The organism is Frankia sp. CgJB1 (assembly GCF_977947065.1).
In genome coordinates this window covers 1-16,352 of sequence record NZ_CDWTNB010000086.1, presented here as the reverse complement: position 1 = coordinate 16,352, position 16,352 = coordinate 1, and the positions used below count along the sequence as shown (strand labels likewise).

Sequence of the window (16,352 nt, the reverse complement as noted above, 5' to 3'; positions counted from 1 at the left end):
GAGGAAATCACAGGGGAACACTAAACACAGATCAAATGATCAACTTATTTAATGACGATCCCCAAGCGCCGCGACCGGCGCAGGCGTGCCGCTATAGCAAGTGATGAGTGAGCGCGCACTCGCGCTAACTCCAGCCGGCAGCCGAGATAGCAGGCGGGCGCTAACTGTTAAAAGCGTATCAGCTAGCACGGCAATCACCACTCGACCACTTATCGTCCGGCTTATCGAAAGTCAGTCCGTCTCGTCGGACCGATCCAGTGATACCACCGCCGCGCGACGGGCAGATCGGGCGACCGCGCCGCACCGATCACAATGCACATCCAGACATCCAGCCGACCATGAACCCGGCACCGAGGAGGAACGGTCCCTTCAACGGATTAGGAATGAAATAACTTGTTCACTTCGGGGTCCTCGCGAGCCCGTGACCTGCGAAGACGCATATTGGCTTGCATTAATTACTTCATTACGAATTCAACGTCGTTGACCGACGCCAGTTCCGGAGCACTCCAGCCGCGGTTCCAGCGCGAGGGATGCGCACCCCTACGGGGTAGTCCGACACCGGAAGCGGGGGTACCCCTTCTAGTCCCCTCATCGGGAGGTGTGCCATGGCCGCGAACATTCTCGGCTTCCCTGAACCACCATTCCCTGCAGGCAGGTCGGGAATACGGATGGCGGGTCGGGAATACGGATGACGGGGACAGCCGGGTACAGCGGAAGCAGCCCTACGAGCCCTCCGCGAGCCCGCTACGGGGTTAGTCCGGGGTTAGCTCGGGGGGGGGGGGGTTAGTCTGGGGGTAGTCCGGCTTGGGCGCCGGTTCCACCGTCGGCAGCCGCTCGGACGGCCCGCCGAGAGTTGCCGTTGTTTAATGTTGTGCGCTTTCGTTGCTTCAACACGATTGCCCGATGTCATACGACGATGATCTGTTGTTGTGGGGGTGGACGCCAGTCGGATGATCGGCGGGGGTGCCGCCGAGGGATGCTGGGATTTCTTTGGGTCGCAGACGTGAGTGGACCGGGCGCGGGCGACCTGGCGCCCACGCCGGCGGTGAGATAGGTGTGTTGTCTTGCATGACAGTGGGTAGTGGTAGGGTTTCTGGCGACATTATCTGCCCACCTGTTGTGCCAAGGCAGTGTTCCTGTCGGTGCGGGTCGCCTACGTGCGGGAGGCCGGACTCTCGGGGTCGATGGTCGACATCGACCTGTTCGGGGTAGGCGAACCGGTGGCACCGGAGCGCCCGCGCCCCCGACCCGCACGGACCGATCAGGCGCGACCGCCTGTCGGGCATCACTTGTCCGCAGGACCCTTCTGCACGGCTCTTCTGCGGGTCGAGGCATGTACGCGGCACAGACGGGCGGGTAGGAGTTGACTGACGGCACCTGGCGGCACCCGAGAGGACGAGGTGGACCGATGAGCCTGAGCATTCGCAACCGACTGACCGGAACCGTCACCGACATCACCGAAGGTGCGGTGATGAGCACCGTGACTGTCGACCTCTCCGGCGGGCAGACCGTCACCGCCGCGGTGACCCTTGATGCGGTCAAGGACCTCGACCTCTCGGTGGGGGCCACCGTCGAGATTCTGATCAAGTCCACCGAGGTGGCGCTGGCCACGGGCAGCGTGGATGGTCTGAGCATCCGTAACCGGCTGCGCGGCACGGTGTCCAGCCTGGAGACCGGCGGTGCCATGGCCGTCGCGCATATCGCCCTCGATGGTGGCGGCGAGCTCACCGCGGCGATCACCCTGGCCGCCGCGACCGACCTCGGTCTGGCCGCGGGTTCCTCGGTGACCGCCCTGGTCAAGTCGACGGAGGTGGCCCTCGCGGCAGCCTGACGGGACAGCCTGACGGGGCCGGCCCCGCGCCCAACCGCGGAGTCGAGCCGGGTCTTGGTCCCGGGGCACGTTCGAACAGGGGAGAGACGCTGTGCGGGCGACCTTCATGGTGGGACGGATCGCTGGAGTCCGGATCGGGGTCCACTGGAGCGTGCTGCTCATCTTCGGCATCATCGCGTTCGGCCTCGCGCAGGGCCGCCTCCCACAGGTGTACCCGGGCCATGCCCTGGTGGTGTACTGGTTGGCGGCCCTTGCCGCCGCGGTGGTTTTCTTCGCCTCGCTGCTCGCCCACGAGGTGGCGCACGCCCTGGTGGCCCGGCGCAACGGGGTGGCCGTGGACGACATCGTGTTGTGGCTGCTGGGCGGGGTGGCCCGGCTGAAGTCGGAGGCGTCGAGCCCGGCAGCGGAGCTGCGGATCGCGGGTGTCGGCCCACTCGTCAGCCTTCTGCTGGGCGGGCTCTTCGTGCTGGGCGCCTGGCTGCTCGCCCTGGCGTCCGCGCCCGAGCTCCTGGTCGAGGTGGTGGCCTGGCTGGCGGGCATCAACCTGCTGCTCGCCGTCTTCAACGCCTTTCCCGCCGCTCCGCTCGACGGTGGGCGGCTGCTGCGCGCCTTCCTGTGGTGGCGTACGGGAGATCGGCTGCGGGCGACCGCCGGGGCTACCGCAGCCGGACGCGTCCTCGGCTGGCTGCTCGTCGTTCTGGGACTCCTCGTGTTCATGAGAGGCGGCGGATTCGGCTGGCTCTGGCTGGCCCTGATCGGCTCGTTCCTCATCGCGGCCGCCACCGCCGAGGGACGGCAGGCGCAGTTGCGCGGTGTGCTCGCCGGCGTCCCGGTACATGACGCCATGACGACGAAGCCGCTCACGGTGCCCGCGGCCCTGACCGTCGCGAACCTGCTGGCCGGCCCGCTGTACCGGTACCGGCACTCGGCATTCCCGGTGACCGGCGAGAACGGAGTCCCGGTCGGGCTGGTGACCCTGGACGGCGCCAAGCAGGTGCCGCCGGAGAAGAGCGGCACGGTAACGGTAAGCGAGGTGATGGTGCCACTGTCGCGGACCACCATCGCGGGTCCCGACGACCCGCTGGCGGATCTGCTGCCGCGCATGGAGCCCGGCGCCGAGCACCGCGTTCTGGTGATGGACCAGGGCAGACTCGTCGGGATCCTGTCGCTGTCGGACATCAGCCGCATGGTGACGTGGCTGATGAACGCCGCCCCCGGGCCGCGCGAAGTCCCGTGACCGAATCCCACCGCCAACGCGGGCCTTCGGCTACCGCGGTTGGCGGCGGTCAACGGAGATCGTCGGGTTCCCTGGCGGCATAGATCGCTGTTTCGGCGCGGATGGCGGCGGCCACGTTGCGGGCCGCCGCCGCGACCTCGGGGCCGAGTCCGAGGCCTGCTGAGAAGGTATGGCCGGAGATTGCGTAGATGACGAGATGCCGGGGAAGCCGGCCGAGTGTTCGGCTGATCTCGATGGTGTCCGCAAGGCCGAGCGCGTGGGTCGATGGCCCGACGAGATCCGCCGGCAGTGTGCGGTCGTTGGCCGGTAGGCGGTGCACGGTTCCGGGCGGGGCCGCGGAATGGGCGGCGTCGATGATCCAGACGGCGTCGGCCCCTTCCCAGGCGGCAAACAGTCCTGTCGGCTCGCCGGCGCATTCGACCACGTCGACGCCAGGTGGGAGCGTGCAGCGTAGCTGATGCGCGACTGCCAGGCCGACGGCGTCGTCGTGTCGGTAGGGATTGCCGATCCCGATGACGGTCAGCCGTGCTCGATGTGGAGGGTCAGGAAGTGGGTTGCACATGAGATGCAGGGGTCGTAGTTGCGGATGGCCCGTTCGCAGCGCAGGGCGAGTTCGGGCTCTGGCAGGTCCATGAAGCGTTCCACCACGCCGCGCAGGTCTTCTTCGATCGGACGTTGGTTCTGGGCGGTTGGTGGCACGATCTTTGCGTCGAGGATGGTGCCGTTGTGGTCGATCGTGTAGCGGTGGTAGAGCAGGCCGCGGGGTGCCTCCGTGACCCCGTAGCCGGTTCCCGCCCGGGGCGGGGCCTCCAGCGCGGGGGGGTCGGGCTCGGTGTAGTCCGCGATGATCCGCAGCGCCTCGTCGGCGGCGTGGACCATCTCGATGCAACGCACGATGATGCTGCGGTAGGGGTTGCGCTCCGGTGGGCGCAGGCCGATCTCGGCGGCGGTCTCGCGGGCGGCGGGCGCCAGGCACTGCGCGCCCAGCGCGAAGCGAGCCAGCGGTCCGGTGAGGTAGGAGCCGCCCGCGGCCAGGGTCGAGTACAGAGCGTTCGACCAGGGCACCTGTTCTTCGGTGAAGTGCCGGTCGTAGTCGGCCGGGGCGATGTCGAGGCCATCGGTGGAGGCGATCCGGCCGCGCTCAACGGGGTATTCGCCAGGTTGGTGGAGCGCGACGAAGGTCTGGTGGAGTTCGTCTTCGGGGAAGTCCAGGGCGGCGGTGAATCGGGCGGTGTCCCGGGCGATGTCTCGCGCCTGTTCCAGTTGCCCGACGAGCTCGGTCAGGTCGCGCCGGCGTGGTGCCCGGTACCAGCCGCCGACCCGCGTGGTGACGGGGTGGATCGCGCGGCCGCCGATGACCGTCATGAGCGTGTTGCCGGCCTTCTTCAGTGTAAGTCCCAGCTTGACCAGGGCGGGCTGGTCCTGGGCAAGGTTTAGTGCGCTATCGTAGCCGAGGAAGTCCGGCAGGTGCAACAGGAAGACGTGTAGCGCGTGACTCTCGATCCATTCACCGCAGTAGATGAGCCGCCGTAGGGCGGCGGGTGGGCCCGTGACCGTGATGCCACAGATCTGTTCGATGGCTGCCAGCGCGCTCATCTGGTAGGCGACCGGGCAGATGCCGCAGATCCGGGCGGTGATGTCGGGTGGCTCGGTGTAGGCCCGGCCGCGGAGGAACGCCTCGAAGAAGCGCGGCGGTTCGAAGATCTTCAGGTGGGCTTCGTCCACCCGCCCGTCGATGATCTTGATTAGCAACCTTCCTTCGCCCTCGACCCTGGTGAGCGGGGGAGGTGCGATGGTCCTAGTCGCGCGCATCGGTCTCACCGCTTCCCGAACCCTCGCCGGGGGCGTCGCGGAACGCCGGCGCGGCGGTGTTGAACGTCCGGAACACTCGGTCGACGTTGTCCTCGTTCATCCCGAGAACCCGTAGCTGGCGGATCAACGCGGGGGTGTTGGGGCTCTCCATCGGGCCGAAACAGCCGTAGCAGCCGCGGTGATAGGCCGGGCAGATCGCACCGCATCCGGCATGCGTGACCGGGCCGAGGCACGGCGTGCCGTGCGCGACTATCACGCACACCGTCCCGCGCCGTTTGCATTCGGTGCAGACGGAGGATGAGGAGATGTTCGGGCGTCGGCGAGCGAGGAACGCGCTGATGACTTCGAGGAGCTGGCGAGGGTTGACCGGGCAGCCCTGGAGTTCGAAGTCCACCCAGACGTGCGTGGAGATCGGGGTGGAGGTCGCCAGCGTCGAGACGTACGCCGGGGTGGCGTAGACGGCCGCGAGGAAGTCACCGACGTCGGCGAAGTTGCGGAGCGCCTGGATGCCGCCGGCGGTCGCGCAGGCGCCGATTGTGACCAGACGCCGAGACGCGGCCCGGACCTGGTGGATGCGTTCCACGTCCTGTTCGGTGGTGACCGAGCCCTCGACGAGGGAGAGGTCGTAGGGATCGTCGACGGTCGCGCTGGATGCCTCCAGGAAGTAGGAGACGTCGACCTCGCCGGTGAGCGAGAGCAGCTCATCTTCGCAGTTGAGCAGGGTGAGCTGGCAGCCGTCGCAGGAGGCGAACTTCCAGACGGCGAGCCGGGGCCTGGTTGGGCTGGTCGGAGTCGGCGTCGGCATCGGCATCACAGCTCCCGGACGGCGAGCGACGGTTCCAGGCGGTCGTAGCCGCAGACCGGTCCGTCCAGGCAGAGCATCAGCGGGCCGAGCTGGCAGCGGCCGCAGTGGCCGAGGCCGCAGTGCATGTTGCGTTCCAGGGACAGGTGGATGCGGTCGGCGGGTACGCCGGCGTCGACCAGGGCCCGTGCGGTCAGCCGCATCATGATCTCGGGTCCGCAGGTGAACGCGACGGTTCTGGCCGGATCGAAACGCACGTGCGGGAGAAGGGTGGTGACGACGCCGACCCGGCCGTCCCATCCGGGCTGCGCACCGTCGACGGTCACCAGGGCTTGGAGGTCGGTGCGGTCCTGCCAACCGGCCAGCTCCCGGCGGTAGAGGATGTCCGCGGGTGTACGGGTGCCGGCGAGCACGACCACGTTGCCGTAGTCGGCGCGCCGTCGCAGGAGCTGCCGGACGACCGGCCGCAGCGGCGCCAGCCCGAGCCCGCCCGCGACCACGACGACGTCCAGCCCGGCGGCGGCGCCTACCGGCCAGCCTCGCCCAAACGGGCCACGCACCCCGAGGACGTCGCCCGGGCGGGACGCGCAGATCGCTTCCGTCACCGCGCCGACCGCTCGGACGGTGTGCACAAGCGGGCCGTCGGTACCAGCCGTCACGGAGTCGTCGACCATCACGGACAAGGGGACCTCGCCGACGCCGAAAGCGTAGACCATGGTGAACTGGCCGGGTGCGGCGATGATCGGAGCGCCGGAGAGCGGTGCGAGTTCCAGGGTCCACGTGTCACCCGTCTCCTGGTGGCGGCAGGTCACCCGGAACGGCCGAGGGGTCATCTCCCCGGCCGCGCCGTCAGCCCTGGCCCGGGTTTGCGTAGACATCGAGCAGCCGCAACCGGGTGGCCTGCAGGCGCTCGATGAGCACCTGCGCAAGGTGGGACAGCACGTCGTAGCCCAGCGCCGGGTCCTGGGAGAACTTCCCGCGTAGGCAGGCACCGTCGATGGCGGTGGCGCGGACCAGCGAGAGGGCACGGGCGTCGAAATGGAGCCGGTACGGCGGGAACAGCCAGGACCAGCCCACCACATTGCCGGCTCCGACGGTCTCGATGGGGACCAGACCCCGGGTCGGGACGAAGGTTTCGATCGCGACCGTGCCGTGCTGGATGACGTAGAGGGTGTCGGCCGGGTCGCCTTCCCGCAGGAGTACGTCGCCCGGGCGGAAGACGGCGTGCCGGGCGCACCCGGCGAGGAGGGCGAGGTGGTCCGGGTGCATACCGGCGAAGACGCCGACCTCGCCGAGCGGTGCCTCAACCGACGTCATCGCCGGCCGCGGAGTTCGCCCGAATGGCGGTCAGTTCCTCGGTGACGTCGATGCCGACGGGGCACCAGGTGATGCACCGTCCGCAGCCGACGCATCCGGACGTTCCGAACTGGTCGTGCCAGGTGCCGAACTTGTGGGTCAACCACTGGCGGTAACGGGAGCGTCCGGAGGCACGGACATTGCCGCCGTGGATGTAGGAGTGGTCCAGCGAGAAGCAGGACTCCCAGCTGCGCCAGCGCTCCGCCTCACTTCCGGTGAGGTCGCTGACGTCCTCCACCGAGGTACAGAAGCAGGTTGGACACACCATCGTGCAGTTGCCGCAGCTCAGGCACCGCTGCGCCACCTCGTCCCACCGTGGATGTTCGAGGTTGTCCGCGAGCAGGTCACGCAGGTCGGCCGCGTCGACGGTGCGTCCCATCCGGTCGGCCGCCCCGTCCACGGCGGCTTGGGCCGCGCTACGGTCGGCGGCTTCGGCCGGGCGCCCGGCCAGCTCGCCCAGTATCTCGACGCCCCGAGGGGTGCCCGCCTCGACGAGCAGCCGGTGGTCACTGGCCAGGATTTCGCTGAGGACCAGGTCGTAGCCCTCCCGCACCGCCGGGCCCGTGTTCATCGACACGCAGAAGCAGGTCCCACCCGGCTCGTGGCAGTTCACCGCAACGATGAACACATCGCTGCGGCGAGCAGCGTAGTCGCGGTCGGCGTGGCGCCCCCCGAGCAGGATCCGGTCCTGGATTGCGATGGCCTGCAGCTCACAGGAACGGACGCCGAGGAATGCCACCGCTGCCCGAGGTAGCGGTTCCTCCGCCACCTCGAAGCCGCCATCGCCGAAGCCGCCATCGCCGTGGCGGCGGGTCTTCAGCAGGCGCAGCCGGGGCGGCAGCAGGTTCTGCTTCCACGAATGCGGCCCCACCGCGTAACCGAACAGCGCCGCGTCGCGACGACGCTCGAGCCGGTAACGACCCGCCTCCTGGACATCGGTCCACCCCGCCGGGAGCTGTGCCGCGCTACTGATCTCGTCGTAGACGATCGCGCCGTCCCGCACCGTCGGGCCGACGACCTGGTACCCGCGTGCACGCAGCACATCGACGAGCGTCCCGAGCACCGCCGGCTCGACGATGAGCTCGGCCACACCTGCGTTCGTCACCCCACCCTCCACCCCCCGGACAGCGATAATCTTCTGTAGCGAGTTCCATACCCCTGGGTGCCGTCGGGGAACATGCGCTTCAGATGGGGATCTCCGCCCTGGTAGCGGTGGACGCTGCGGACGGCCCGACCGCGATCCGCGCCACCGGCGGCGGGTTGTCGACCGGGCCGTGCTGGACCGGGCCTTGCTGGGATGTGCCTGTCCTCCTGGCGCCGCGGCGGCTGGAGTCGAAGACTGGACGGTATGAAGTCGTCGGCTGATCCCTGGGATAGGCCGGTACGGGTCGTCGGTGCCGCCGGTGGGGTGCTGTGGCGACCCACGCGGGACGGGCGGCAGATCGCGGTCGTGCACCGGCCGCGGTATGACGACTGGTCCCTGCCCAAGGGCAAGCTGCGCCGGCGAGAACATCCGTTGCTCGGCGCGTTGCGGGAGGTCGAGGAGGAGACTGGTTGCCGGGCCAGGCTCGGGCCCCCGCTCGGCGAGTACCGCTACCTGACGGACGGCGGCAGGACGGTGAAGGCGGTCCGGTACTGGGGGATGCAGGCCCGTTCCGGCACGTTCGTCCCCACCCGGGAGGTGGACAGGCTTGCCTGGCTGGCGAAGGGGGAGGCGGCTCGCCGGGTCAGCTACGACACCGACCGCCAGGTGCTCGCCGAGTTTGGTCGGCTGCCGGCGCCGACGGCCGCGCTCGTCGTCATCCGCCACGTTCGGGCCGCCCACCATCGGCGCTGGGACGGGCCCGACCAGCTATGCCCGCTCGACGAGCGCGGCCGGGCCCAGGCGAGCGCACTGGTGCCGCTGCTGACCAGCCTGGGGATTCGCCTGCTGATCAGCGCCGACCTGCCCTGCTGCACCGCCACGCTCGCCCCGTACGCGCACACGGCCGGGCTCGCCATCGAACCGGAGCCGACGCTGGCGGACACCGGATATCCCGGATCGGAGGCGAGGGTGGTCGCTACCTTGATGGGGCTGGCGGCGTCCGGGACGCTGACGGCGGTCTGTAGCCAGCGCACCATCATTGCCGACCTGCTCCGACGACTCCTGGACGGCTGGTGCTGGCCGATCCCGGACCAGCTCGGGGTACGGGCAGGCGGCTTCTGGCTGCTGCACTGCCATCCCGGCAGGCTGATCGCAGCGGAACGTCACGATCCCGTAGCATGATTCGCCTGACGGTGCGTGTTCGTCACGCATGCAGAGCTGAACCCGTCATCCTTTTCAGCCGGTGCCGCTTTTCAGCCGGTGCCGCTGCGGGCCTCCTCAGGAGGGTGACGGACCTCGGAGTCCGGTCCCGGGTAGACGAAGCTGACGTGCCCGGTGTCGGACCAGCGGACAGTGAACGGGGGGTCGCCGGCCAGCGAGCGCACCTCAAGGATCTCCCCAATGCGCTCCGGTTGCGTGACGGTGGGACGGTGGACAACCAGGGTGTCGCCGGGATGGGCGCGCATCGCCCTACGTCAGGGCGGCAGTCCGGGCGCCGGCTCGACGGGCTCCTCGCCGGTGGTAGCCAGCGGTGGGGCCTCGCGGTGGGGGGCAAAGACCTCATCGGCGAGCGGGTGTACCAGCTCGGCCATCTCATGCTCGGTGCGGATGAGCAGATCGTCGACGGACAGCAGGCCGACGAGCCGGCGGCCGTCGACGACCGGGAGCCGGCGGATCGCGTGGTCACGGAAGATTTCGTAGGCCCGTTCGAGGTCGACGCCGGACGGCACGGTGATGACCTCGGTGGTCATGAGGGCGTCGATCCGGCTGTCCGTCAGGATACCGCGGACAACGCCACGTAGCACGATGTCGCGGTCGGTGACGATCCCGACCAGGCGATCGTTCTCCATGACGAGGAGCGCGCCCACGCCCTGCCGTTCCATCTGCGCCGCCGCGTCCCGGATCGTGGTGGACCGCTCCACGGTGACCGGCCGCCGGACGATCGTGCTACGGATGTCGGCCATGCTTACCCCCTCCAGGAAGGTGCTTGCCCCTGATGGTGACTCCTGGCTCCCCACACGGGAGGAGAAGCGGGCCGGCACCCGGGTGGGTAATAACGTCGCCCGGGGCCGCAGTCGGCCGGAGAGTTCGGGCCCTGCGACCGGGCATCGTCGGGCGTCAGCCCTGCTCAACTGTGATCTTCCGGCCGGACGTCTCGGCTGGCTCGACCGGAACGCGGACTTCCAGGATGCCGTCCTTATAGGTCGCGGCTGCCCGGTCCGCCTTCGCCCCGGGCGGAAGCGCCACGGAACGGCTGAACGCGCCATAGCGGAACTCGGTGCGGTACCCGCCGAGAGCCTTCTGACTTCTCGCCTCGTGCCGTTCGGCGTGTACCGCCAGCGTCCCTTCGGAGACGGTGACATCGACGTCTTTGTCCGGGTCGACGTCGGGGATCTCGGCGCGCAGGACGTAGGCGTCGTCCTCGGTGTACTCCTCGACCGGAACGTCAGCCCCGCGCCGGCCGAGCAGCTCCGCCGCGGACGTCCGTGCCTGCGACCAGGGCAGACCCAACAGATCGAACCAGTTCCGCCGGGGACGCTGGCGTTCCATGCTCGCCATCTGGTTGCTCCTTCCTGGCGGCCGGCGGCTGCCCGGCCCAGCCGGCACCGCACACGCCCGCCTGCCGGACGCCGCCGGCCCGGTGTAGACGGGTCCAGATTCCACCGGATGAGCGTCGCCAGACGGTCACCGAGTCGCGCGGATAGGATCACGATCTTCTCTTCTCCATAGAAGAATGCAGACCGTCACCTAGTGTGTCCTGTCTGACCACTTTCAGTCTCTACCCACGCTTGGCTCGCCCGAACCACAGACCGGCCAACTCCAGGCCCACGACGGGCTAGCTCACCCCGGCCGCTCCACCTCGACAGGAGGCCGATGATCGCCATCTATCCGCTCAGCCCGATCGCACACAGCTGCGGGCTGGATATCACCGCGTTGAGCTACCAGGACGGGCCCAGGAGTGAGGGGTTCGTCGCGGTGCAGCCGGTTCGCTTGGCCGTTACCGCGAATCAGAACAGAATGCGATCATCTACTTACTATAAGTAACCTACCTCACGTACGAGGCTGAACAGGGTGGGCACGTGGAAGGCGATCAGGTGGAAGCTGATTTCGTCCCGCAGGCGGAGATCGTCGTCGGGATCGACGGATCCGCGGACGCCGAGTGGGCGTTGCGCTGGGCGGTGGACGCTGCACGACTGCGGGACGCTCGCGTACGGGCGGTGCTGGTGTGGGCGGCCGCCGGACCACCGCACGAGCGATCGAAGCCGCCGTCGGCCACGTCCCCGGAGCACCCGTGCTGGACGGCGCAGTGGCTGCTACACGATGTCGTGGAGCGGGTCCGCAAGGACGAACCGGCGGCGCGGATCTTCGAACGGACCGTCTACGGGGCCCCGGTACAGATGCTGCTGGCCGAGTCCGACCGGGCGGCCATGCTCGTCCTCGGCGCCCATGGGGCAAGCCGGACGCAGCGGAGGCTGACCGGCTCGGTCAGCCTCGCCTGCGTGCACGACGCGGCGGTCCCGGTCGTGGTTGTCCACGGCGAGCGGGGCAGGAGCCGGCCCGGCCCCGTCGTCGTCGGGGTGGACGGGTCCGCCGCCTCGGTGGACGCGCTGGCCTGGGCCGCAGGCGAGGCAGCGCTGCGCCGGGCTCCACTGCGCGTCGTGCATGTGTGGGAGCCGCTGCCGGCAACCCTCACCGGGCGGGTGGGCCTCGGCGACGAGGCGTTTCGCGATGCCGCGCAGGCTGTTCTGGACGAGTCAGCGAACGCGGGCCTGGCCGGCTGGGAGGGCATCGGGGTGGAAACCGGCCTGATTGTGGGCAACGCCGCCTACGGCCTGATCAACGCGGCGGCGCGCGCCCAGCTGCTTGTGGTGGGCGCCCGGGGCCGCGGCGGCTTCGCCGAGTTGCTGCTCGGTTCCACCAGCTCCCAGTGCGTGCTGCATGCCGTCTGCCCGGTCGCCGTCGTTCGCCCGCCGCGCCGGCGTCACCGAAGCTGACGGCCGGGCCGCGGGGGAAGTCACCGGCGAACGAGGTACCGGCCCGGCAGAGCGGGCAGGCACAGTAGTGACCAAAGCTTCACCGTATGCTTTCGCCTGGATCAGGGTTTCGATATGAAACTGCTCGCTACGCGGCACCGGGCATCCCTCCACCTGGCACCCGCTACCCCCGCACCGCCCGACGCCTCCCGTCCGGGCCCGTCCCGCACGGCCGTGTCCGCAGCCGACCTCGGGCTGCTGCTGCTCCGGATGACCTTCGGTCTGCTGCTCGCCGGGCACGGCGCGCAGAAGCTCTTCGGCCTGTTCGGCGGCCACGGCCTCACCGCGACCGGCAAGGGATTCGCCCAGCTGGGTTACCACCCCGGCACCTTCTTCGCCGGGCTGGCCGGCGCGTCCGAGTTCCTCGGCGGGCTCGGCCTGGCGGTGGGCCTGCTGACTCCATTGGCGGCCGCGGCCGTGATCGGCGTGATGATCAACGCAATGATCGTGACCGCACCGAACGGACTGTGGGAAACCGACGGCGGCATGGAGTACCCGCTGTGCATCGCGGTGGTCGCGATCACGGTGGCGGCGGTCGGTGCCGGGCGGCTGGCGCTCGACCGCCTCTTCCGACGGCGCGACGGCGGGCTGCCCGAGGCGGCCTTCGCCCTCGGCCTCGGCGGCATCAGCGCCGCCATCGTGCTGGCGGTCTAGACCGAACTTACGTGATCGTTCTCTGCCGAAAGCGGCCGTGGCCAGGGCGTTCGAAGAGTTCGAGTCGGCACGCTCGAACCAGTGTTCGAAAGTAGACCTACGTTTCCGACAACAACCACTCTTCCCTAGGGCCTGCAGACCACTGTCGCCCGTAAACGTATCCAAACGACGACTCATTACCGTACTCTTACCTGTGACATAAGGTGAGGGAGTAGTGACGTGCTTTTGGATGGACCGGCAGCGCGCATCCCCGCCACCGCTGCGTCGACCGTCGGCACGTCGACAGCCCATCCGCCGACGACCGCCTCGTCGACGCGAGACGCCGACCCGCTGCCAGAACCGTCGGCCCTCGGTCAAGCTGTCCTGCTCGGGATGGAGATCGACGGAGTCCAGCGACAGATCCAGCACCTGACCGACGTGCTGAAGCAGTTACGCCGCCACCGCCAGCACTGGGAAGCCGGTGGCCGGGCCGAGCAGAGTGTGGTCCGAGTGCTGGTCGGTATGGACGACGCAGGGTGGCACGTGCTGCCGGACCGACGGTGGCCAGGCACCCGCCGGGCCAACATCGACGTGATCGTGGTGGGGCCTGGCGGAGTCTTCGTGGTAGACGTGAAGAACTGGCGAGAGATCATCGTCGAACGCGGCCGGTTATGGCGTGGCGACGCCGGCGCGGACGACGACGTCCGCAAACTTCTGGATCAGACCGTAGCGGTGGAGGAGGTGCTGGTAGAGGCAGGTCTGCCACCGACCGAGGTGGTTCCGCTGCTGGTTCTGGCCAGGCGGAAAAACGTCCGGGCACAACTCGACCGGGTGACGGTGCTCGGCGAGCAGGACCTAACCCGCGACCTGGCGCGTCGTGGCGCACGCCTGGCACCGGACCTCGTTGAACAACTACTGGACCGTCTGGCACGCGGTTGCCCGCCGATGCCCCGCGCCACCGCCACCGCCACCACCGCCACGGTCGTCACGGTCACCGAGGCGCTGACCTCACGGTCTGTCCGCCGTCCGGTCGCGCGCCGGGCAGGTCCCTCTTCGAACGGTACGGCCGCGACCGAAAGCCCAGCCGCTATCGAGCGTCCCACTCGGGCCTACTGTCCAGCTCCGGCCGGGCGTCCGATTTCTTCCGAGCCGCTGTCACCGCCCGAGCAATCGGTTCCACCAGATCAGGATGCACTGCTGAGCCGCGAGGAGCTGTGGCAAGAACTTCTCGACGCCGCCGCCCGGGAGCCGATCGAGACGTGGATGACCTGGCTGCACCCGACGCAGGCCCGCCTGGCCGGCCGGCAGTGGTCGGGTCCGGCCCGCGTCCGCGGCGCGGCCGGTACCGGCAAGACGGTCGTCGCGTTGCACCGCGCCAAGTATCTGGCCGCCCGCGGGGAACGGGTGTTGTTTACCTCGCTGGTGCGCACGCTGGGGCCGGTCTACCGAGTCCTGCTGACCCGGATGGCCCCCGAGCACGTCGACCGGATCGAGTTCGCCACCGTCCACGCCGTCGCCGCACGTTGTCTTCGCGAACACGGCTTGGCAGACCGACACCAGCAGGAGGCCGCCGACACCTGTTTCTGGCGCGCCTGGGGGCAGGTCGGGCAGTTCTCGGTTCTGCCCGGGCTCGGCCTGGCTCCCGGGTACTGGAAGGACGAGATCGCGACAGTCGTCAAGGGCCGAGGCCTGACCGACTTCGAGCAGTACGCCAAGCTGGCACGCGTCGGGCGCAGCACTCCCTTGCAACCGACCCACCGACGTGCGGTGTGGGAGCTGTACGAACGGTACGAGCAGCTCCGGACAGAGCGCGGCGTCCTCGATCGCGACGACGTGCTGCTCCTGGCTCGCGACCTGGTGCGCGAGAGTTCCGACACCCAGTACGACGCGGTGATTGTTGACGAGGTACAGGACCTGACGTGCGTCGGTCTGCAACTGCTGCATGCCTTCGTCGGCGACAAGCCGGATGGCCTGCTCGTGGTCGGCGATGGCCAGCAGTCCATCTATCCCGGCGGTTTCACCCTCGCCGAGGCCGGCGTCGCCGTCGTCGGACGCTCCACCGTGCTCGGGAGAAACTACCGTAATCGCGAGAAGATCCTGCGCTACGCCCAGGCGGTAGTCGCCGACGACAGCTTCGACGACCTCGACGGCGTCCAGGAACGCGGGCGGCGCGAGGTCGACGTCGACCGGCCGGGAGGCGAGATCCGCGAGGTCACGGTGTCGGGCACCGTGGCGCAGGATGCGGCGCTCTGCGAACACCTCGTGGAATTCCATGACAATCGGAACGTCCGTTACGGCGATATGGCGGTGCTCGTGCCGACGAACGCCGCGGCTGCGCGGTGGCTGCGCGTCCTCACCGATCGGGGCATTCCAGCGGTTTCCCTCAACGAATATGACGGAACCAGCTGTGAGGCGGTCAAGGTCGGGACGTACCACCGAGTCAAGAGCCTCGACTTCGCCCACGTCTGTATTCCCGACCGCAACCTCTTCCCGAAGCCGTGGCGGCCGTCCGAGTCGGCCGACGCGTTTCGCGAGCGTACCCAGTTGGAACGCCGACAGATGTACGTGGCCATCACGAGGGCACGAGACAGCGTGTGGGCCGGTATTCGCGAGGTACCCGACTCGGACCACTCGATCCCCGCCGAGATCGGGCACAGCTCCAGGTAGGAACTCTGGAACGATCCCGCTTTCGTGGTCAGCACGTCCCCGACAACGAACTACGACATCTACGAGTACCTGCGGGTCGGCAACGGGATCGGCCCGGTGCACCGGTCATTCCTGCGGTTTGACACCAACGCGATCGAGGGCAAGCACGTCACCGCCGCGACGCTGAAGCCGCCGCGGACCCGACGCTCGACCGCCGTGCGGGCCGGTGCCCGGCCCTCCGATGGGCCGCTCCACCCAGGGATCTCGTGTGTACACAATTCCGGGTCCACTTCGAAGCTGGTCAGCCCTGGCCTGTGGACAGAGATTGACCCGAATTTCCTGCGCATCCGGGCCTCCTTCCCGACCCGACCCGACCCGCTATTACGCCTTATCACCATCGCATGCACTTCGGTTCGATTCCACCCAAAAGCGGACAGTTGTTAACTGGGTTGATATATTTAGGTAATATCCGCGCGCCACCGTCTCCGGCATGTGACGCTACGTACGCGAGGTGCGATTCCATCACTAGCTCTGGGGGAAGAGGTGTTGTGGCGCTCATGCCTGTGACTCGGATGGTTGAACGGCCCCATCCGGAACAGGGAATACGGAGATCAAGGAAGCGATCGTTCCTGTCTATTGAGACGTCCACGCACCCGTTTACTGGTCCGATCGGGTAGAAAAATTGGCCAGGGGTGCGGCCGGCAGTCGAGAAAATTCCGGCCGGAACGTGCGGTGTTCTCTCCACGCCGGCACACGCAGAGATGCCTCCTGCTGACTCCTGTTTGCCGATGGCCAGGTTTTTCTCGAAACCATACAAACCTACGTGTCCGTTCACGGGTGCGTGACGGCGGTCCGCTGAGCTGGGCGTTTGCGTTGGGGTTACACGTGGTGGCTGTTGCTTGATCGTGGCTGTGGGG

General features: G+C 68.5%; 16 protein-coding genes. 7 read left to right on the top strand and 9 right to left on the bottom strand.

Annotated elements, in window-relative coordinates; genetic code table 11:
* The first annotated feature begins 1,408 nt into the window (after nucleotides 1-1,408).
* Nucleotides 1,409-1,831 (top strand): TOBE domain-containing protein, encoded by a 423-nt coding sequence (locus AC08OT_RS11645; RefSeq protein WP_462187578.1) that lies wholly within the window; start codon nucleotides 1,409-1,411, stop codon nucleotides 1,829-1,831.
* A gap of 91 nt (nucleotides 1,832-1,922) precedes the next feature.
* Nucleotides 1,923-3,068, top strand: a complete 1,146-nt coding sequence (locus AC08OT_RS11640) for a site-2 protease family protein (RefSeq protein ID WP_476593016.1) — start codon at nucleotides 1,923-1,925, stop codon at nucleotides 3,066-3,068.
* 49 nt (nucleotides 3,069-3,117) lie between these two features.
* Here the strand turns inward: AC08OT_RS11640 and AC08OT_RS11635 are convergent, their stop codons facing one another.
* From AC08OT_RS11635 to AC08OT_RS11610, 6 genes are read right to left on the bottom strand one after another with little or no spacing between them, the layout of a single operon-like run.
* Nucleotides 3,118-3,630 carry a hydrogenase maturation protease gene (locus AC08OT_RS11635; RefSeq protein ID WP_462187580.1) on the bottom strand — a complete coding sequence of 171 codons (513 nt, stop codon included), beginning with the start codon at nucleotides 3,628-3,630 and terminating at the stop codon, nucleotides 3,118-3,120.
* Nucleotides 3,588-4,880, bottom strand: a complete 1,293-nt coding sequence (locus AC08OT_RS11630; protein WP_476593017.1) for a Ni/Fe hydrogenase subunit alpha — start codon at nucleotides 4,878-4,880, stop codon at nucleotides 3,588-3,590. The genes AC08OT_RS11635 and AC08OT_RS11630 overlap by 43 nt, the downstream gene beginning before the upstream one ends.
* Entirely contained in the window at nucleotides 4,867-5,691 is an 825-nt protein-coding gene (locus AC08OT_RS11625) for an NADH-quinone oxidoreductase subunit B family protein (RefSeq protein WP_476593018.1), read from the bottom strand. Before AC08OT_RS11625 ends, AC08OT_RS11630 begins: the two co-directional genes overlap by 14 nt.
* On the bottom strand, nucleotides 5,691-6,560 hold the full coding sequence (locus tag AC08OT_RS11620) for an FAD/NAD(P)-binding protein (protein ID WP_476593019.1): 870 nt from the start codon (nucleotides 6,558-6,560) through the stop codon (nucleotides 5,691-5,693). Before AC08OT_RS11620 ends, AC08OT_RS11625 begins: the two co-directional genes overlap by 1 nt.
* Nucleotides 6,532-6,999, bottom strand: coding sequence for a cyclic nucleotide-binding domain-containing protein (locus AC08OT_RS11615; protein ID WP_476593020.1), 468 nt, complete (start codon nucleotides 6,997-6,999; stop codon nucleotides 6,532-6,534). Before AC08OT_RS11615 ends, AC08OT_RS11620 begins: the two co-directional genes overlap by 29 nt.
* Nucleotides 6,986-8,143 carry a 4Fe-4S dicluster domain-containing protein gene (locus AC08OT_RS11610; RefSeq protein WP_476602810.1) on the bottom strand — a complete coding sequence of 386 codons (1,158 nt, stop codon included), beginning with the start codon at nucleotides 8,141-8,143 and terminating at the stop codon, nucleotides 6,986-6,988. The genes AC08OT_RS11615 and AC08OT_RS11610 overlap by 14 nt, the downstream gene beginning before the upstream one ends.
* Before the next feature lie 243 nt (nucleotides 8,144-8,386).
* Between AC08OT_RS11610 and AC08OT_RS11605 the strand changes: the two genes are divergently transcribed.
* Nucleotides 8,387-9,304: an NUDIX domain-containing protein gene (locus tag AC08OT_RS11605; RefSeq protein WP_476593022.1), complete on the top strand. Its 918-nt coding sequence runs from the start codon at nucleotides 8,387-8,389 to the stop codon at nucleotides 9,302-9,304.
* Nucleotides 9,305-9,375: 71 nt separating this feature from the next.
* On the opposite strand, the gene AC08OT_RS11600 is transcribed toward AC08OT_RS11605, so the two are convergent.
* The 3 genes from AC08OT_RS11600 to AC08OT_RS11590 all read right to left on the bottom strand — a co-directional run bounded on the left by AC08OT_RS11600 (nucleotide 9,376) and on the right by AC08OT_RS11590 (nucleotide 10,681).
* A complete protein-coding gene (locus AC08OT_RS11600; RefSeq protein WP_476593023.1) occupies nucleotides 9,376-9,588 on the bottom strand; it encodes a DUF1918 domain-containing protein in 213 nt (70 codons plus the stop codon).
* A gap of 9 nt (nucleotides 9,589-9,597) precedes the next feature.
* Nucleotides 9,598-10,086 carry a CBS domain-containing protein gene (locus tag AC08OT_RS11595; RefSeq protein WP_476593024.1) on the bottom strand — a complete coding sequence of 163 codons (489 nt, stop codon included), beginning with the start codon at nucleotides 10,084-10,086 and terminating at the stop codon, nucleotides 9,598-9,600.
* A gap of 154 nt (nucleotides 10,087-10,240) precedes the next feature.
* On the bottom strand, nucleotides 10,241-10,681 hold the full coding sequence (locus AC08OT_RS11590; RefSeq protein ID WP_476593025.1) for an Hsp20/alpha crystallin family protein: 441 nt from the start codon (nucleotides 10,679-10,681) through the stop codon (nucleotides 10,241-10,243).
* A gap of 521 nt (nucleotides 10,682-11,202) precedes the next feature.
* On the opposite strand from AC08OT_RS11590, the gene AC08OT_RS11585 reads away from it, so the two are divergent.
* The 4 genes from AC08OT_RS11585 to AC08OT_RS11570 all read left to right on the top strand — a co-directional run bounded on the left by AC08OT_RS11585 (nucleotide 11,203) and on the right by AC08OT_RS11570 (nucleotide 15,879).
* Complete coding sequence (locus AC08OT_RS11585) at nucleotides 11,203-12,117, top strand: universal stress protein (protein WP_476602809.1); 915 nt, start codon at nucleotides 11,203-11,205, stop codon at nucleotides 12,115-12,117.
* Nucleotides 12,118-12,231: 114 nt separating this feature from the next.
* The gene (locus AC08OT_RS11580; RefSeq protein ID WP_476593027.1) at nucleotides 12,232-12,810 is read left to right on the top strand and encodes a DoxX family protein; all 579 of its coding nucleotides are present in this window, start codon (nucleotides 12,232-12,234) and stop codon (nucleotides 12,808-12,810) included.
* Nucleotides 12,811-13,029: 219 nt separating this feature from the next.
* Complete coding sequence (locus AC08OT_RS11575; protein WP_476593028.1) at nucleotides 13,030-15,456, top strand: UvrD-helicase domain-containing protein; 2,427 nt, start codon at nucleotides 13,030-13,032, stop codon at nucleotides 15,454-15,456.
* Between the two features lie 24 nt (nucleotides 15,457-15,480).
* Nucleotides 15,481-15,879: a hypothetical protein gene (locus AC08OT_RS11570; protein WP_476595783.1), complete on the top strand. Its 399-nt coding sequence runs from the start codon at nucleotides 15,481-15,483 to the stop codon at nucleotides 15,877-15,879.
* The last annotated feature ends 473 nt before the right edge of the window (nucleotides 15,880-16,352 follow it).

What these genes read in the sequence shown, in the direction of transcription:
- AC08OT_RS11645 (WP_462187578.1), top strand. Translation starts at nt 1,409, where the DNA reads ATGAGCCTGAGCATTCGCAACCGACTGACCGGAACCGTCACCGACATC.
- AC08OT_RS11635 (WP_462187580.1), bottom strand. Translation starts at nt 3,630, where the DNA reads ATGTGCAACCCACTTCCTGACCCTCCACATCGAGCACGGCTGACCGTC.
- AC08OT_RS11630 (WP_476593017.1), bottom strand. Translation starts at nt 4,880, where the DNA reads ATGCGCGCGACTAGGACCATCGCACCTCCCCCGCTCACCAGGGTCGAG.
- AC08OT_RS11625 (WP_476593018.1), bottom strand. Translation starts at nt 5,691, where the DNA reads ATGCCGATGCCGACGCCGACTCCGACCAGCCCAACCAGGCCCCGGCTC.
- AC08OT_RS11620 (WP_476593019.1), bottom strand. Translation starts at nt 6,560, where the DNA reads ATGTCTACGCAAACCCGGGCCAGGGCTGACGGCGCGGCCGGGGAGATG.
- AC08OT_RS11615 (WP_476593020.1), bottom strand. Translation starts at nt 6,999, where the DNA reads ATGACGTCGGTTGAGGCACCGCTCGGCGAGGTCGGCGTCTTCGCCGGT.
- AC08OT_RS11605 (WP_476593022.1), top strand. Translation starts at nt 8,387, where the DNA reads ATGAAGTCGTCGGCTGATCCCTGGGATAGGCCGGTACGGGTCGTCGGT.
- AC08OT_RS11600 (WP_476593023.1), bottom strand. Translation starts at nt 9,588, where the DNA reads ATGCGCGCCCATCCCGGCGACACCCTGGTTGTCCACCGTCCCACCGTC.
- AC08OT_RS11595 (WP_476593024.1), bottom strand. Translation starts at nt 10,086, where the DNA reads ATGGCCGACATCCGTAGCACGATCGTCCGGCGGCCGGTCACCGTGGAG.
- AC08OT_RS11590 (WP_476593025.1), bottom strand. Translation starts at nt 10,681, where the DNA reads ATGGCGAGCATGGAACGCCAGCGTCCCCGGCGGAACTGGTTCGATCTG.
- AC08OT_RS11580 (WP_476593027.1), top strand. Translation starts at nt 12,232, where the DNA reads ATGAAACTGCTCGCTACGCGGCACCGGGCATCCCTCCACCTGGCACCC.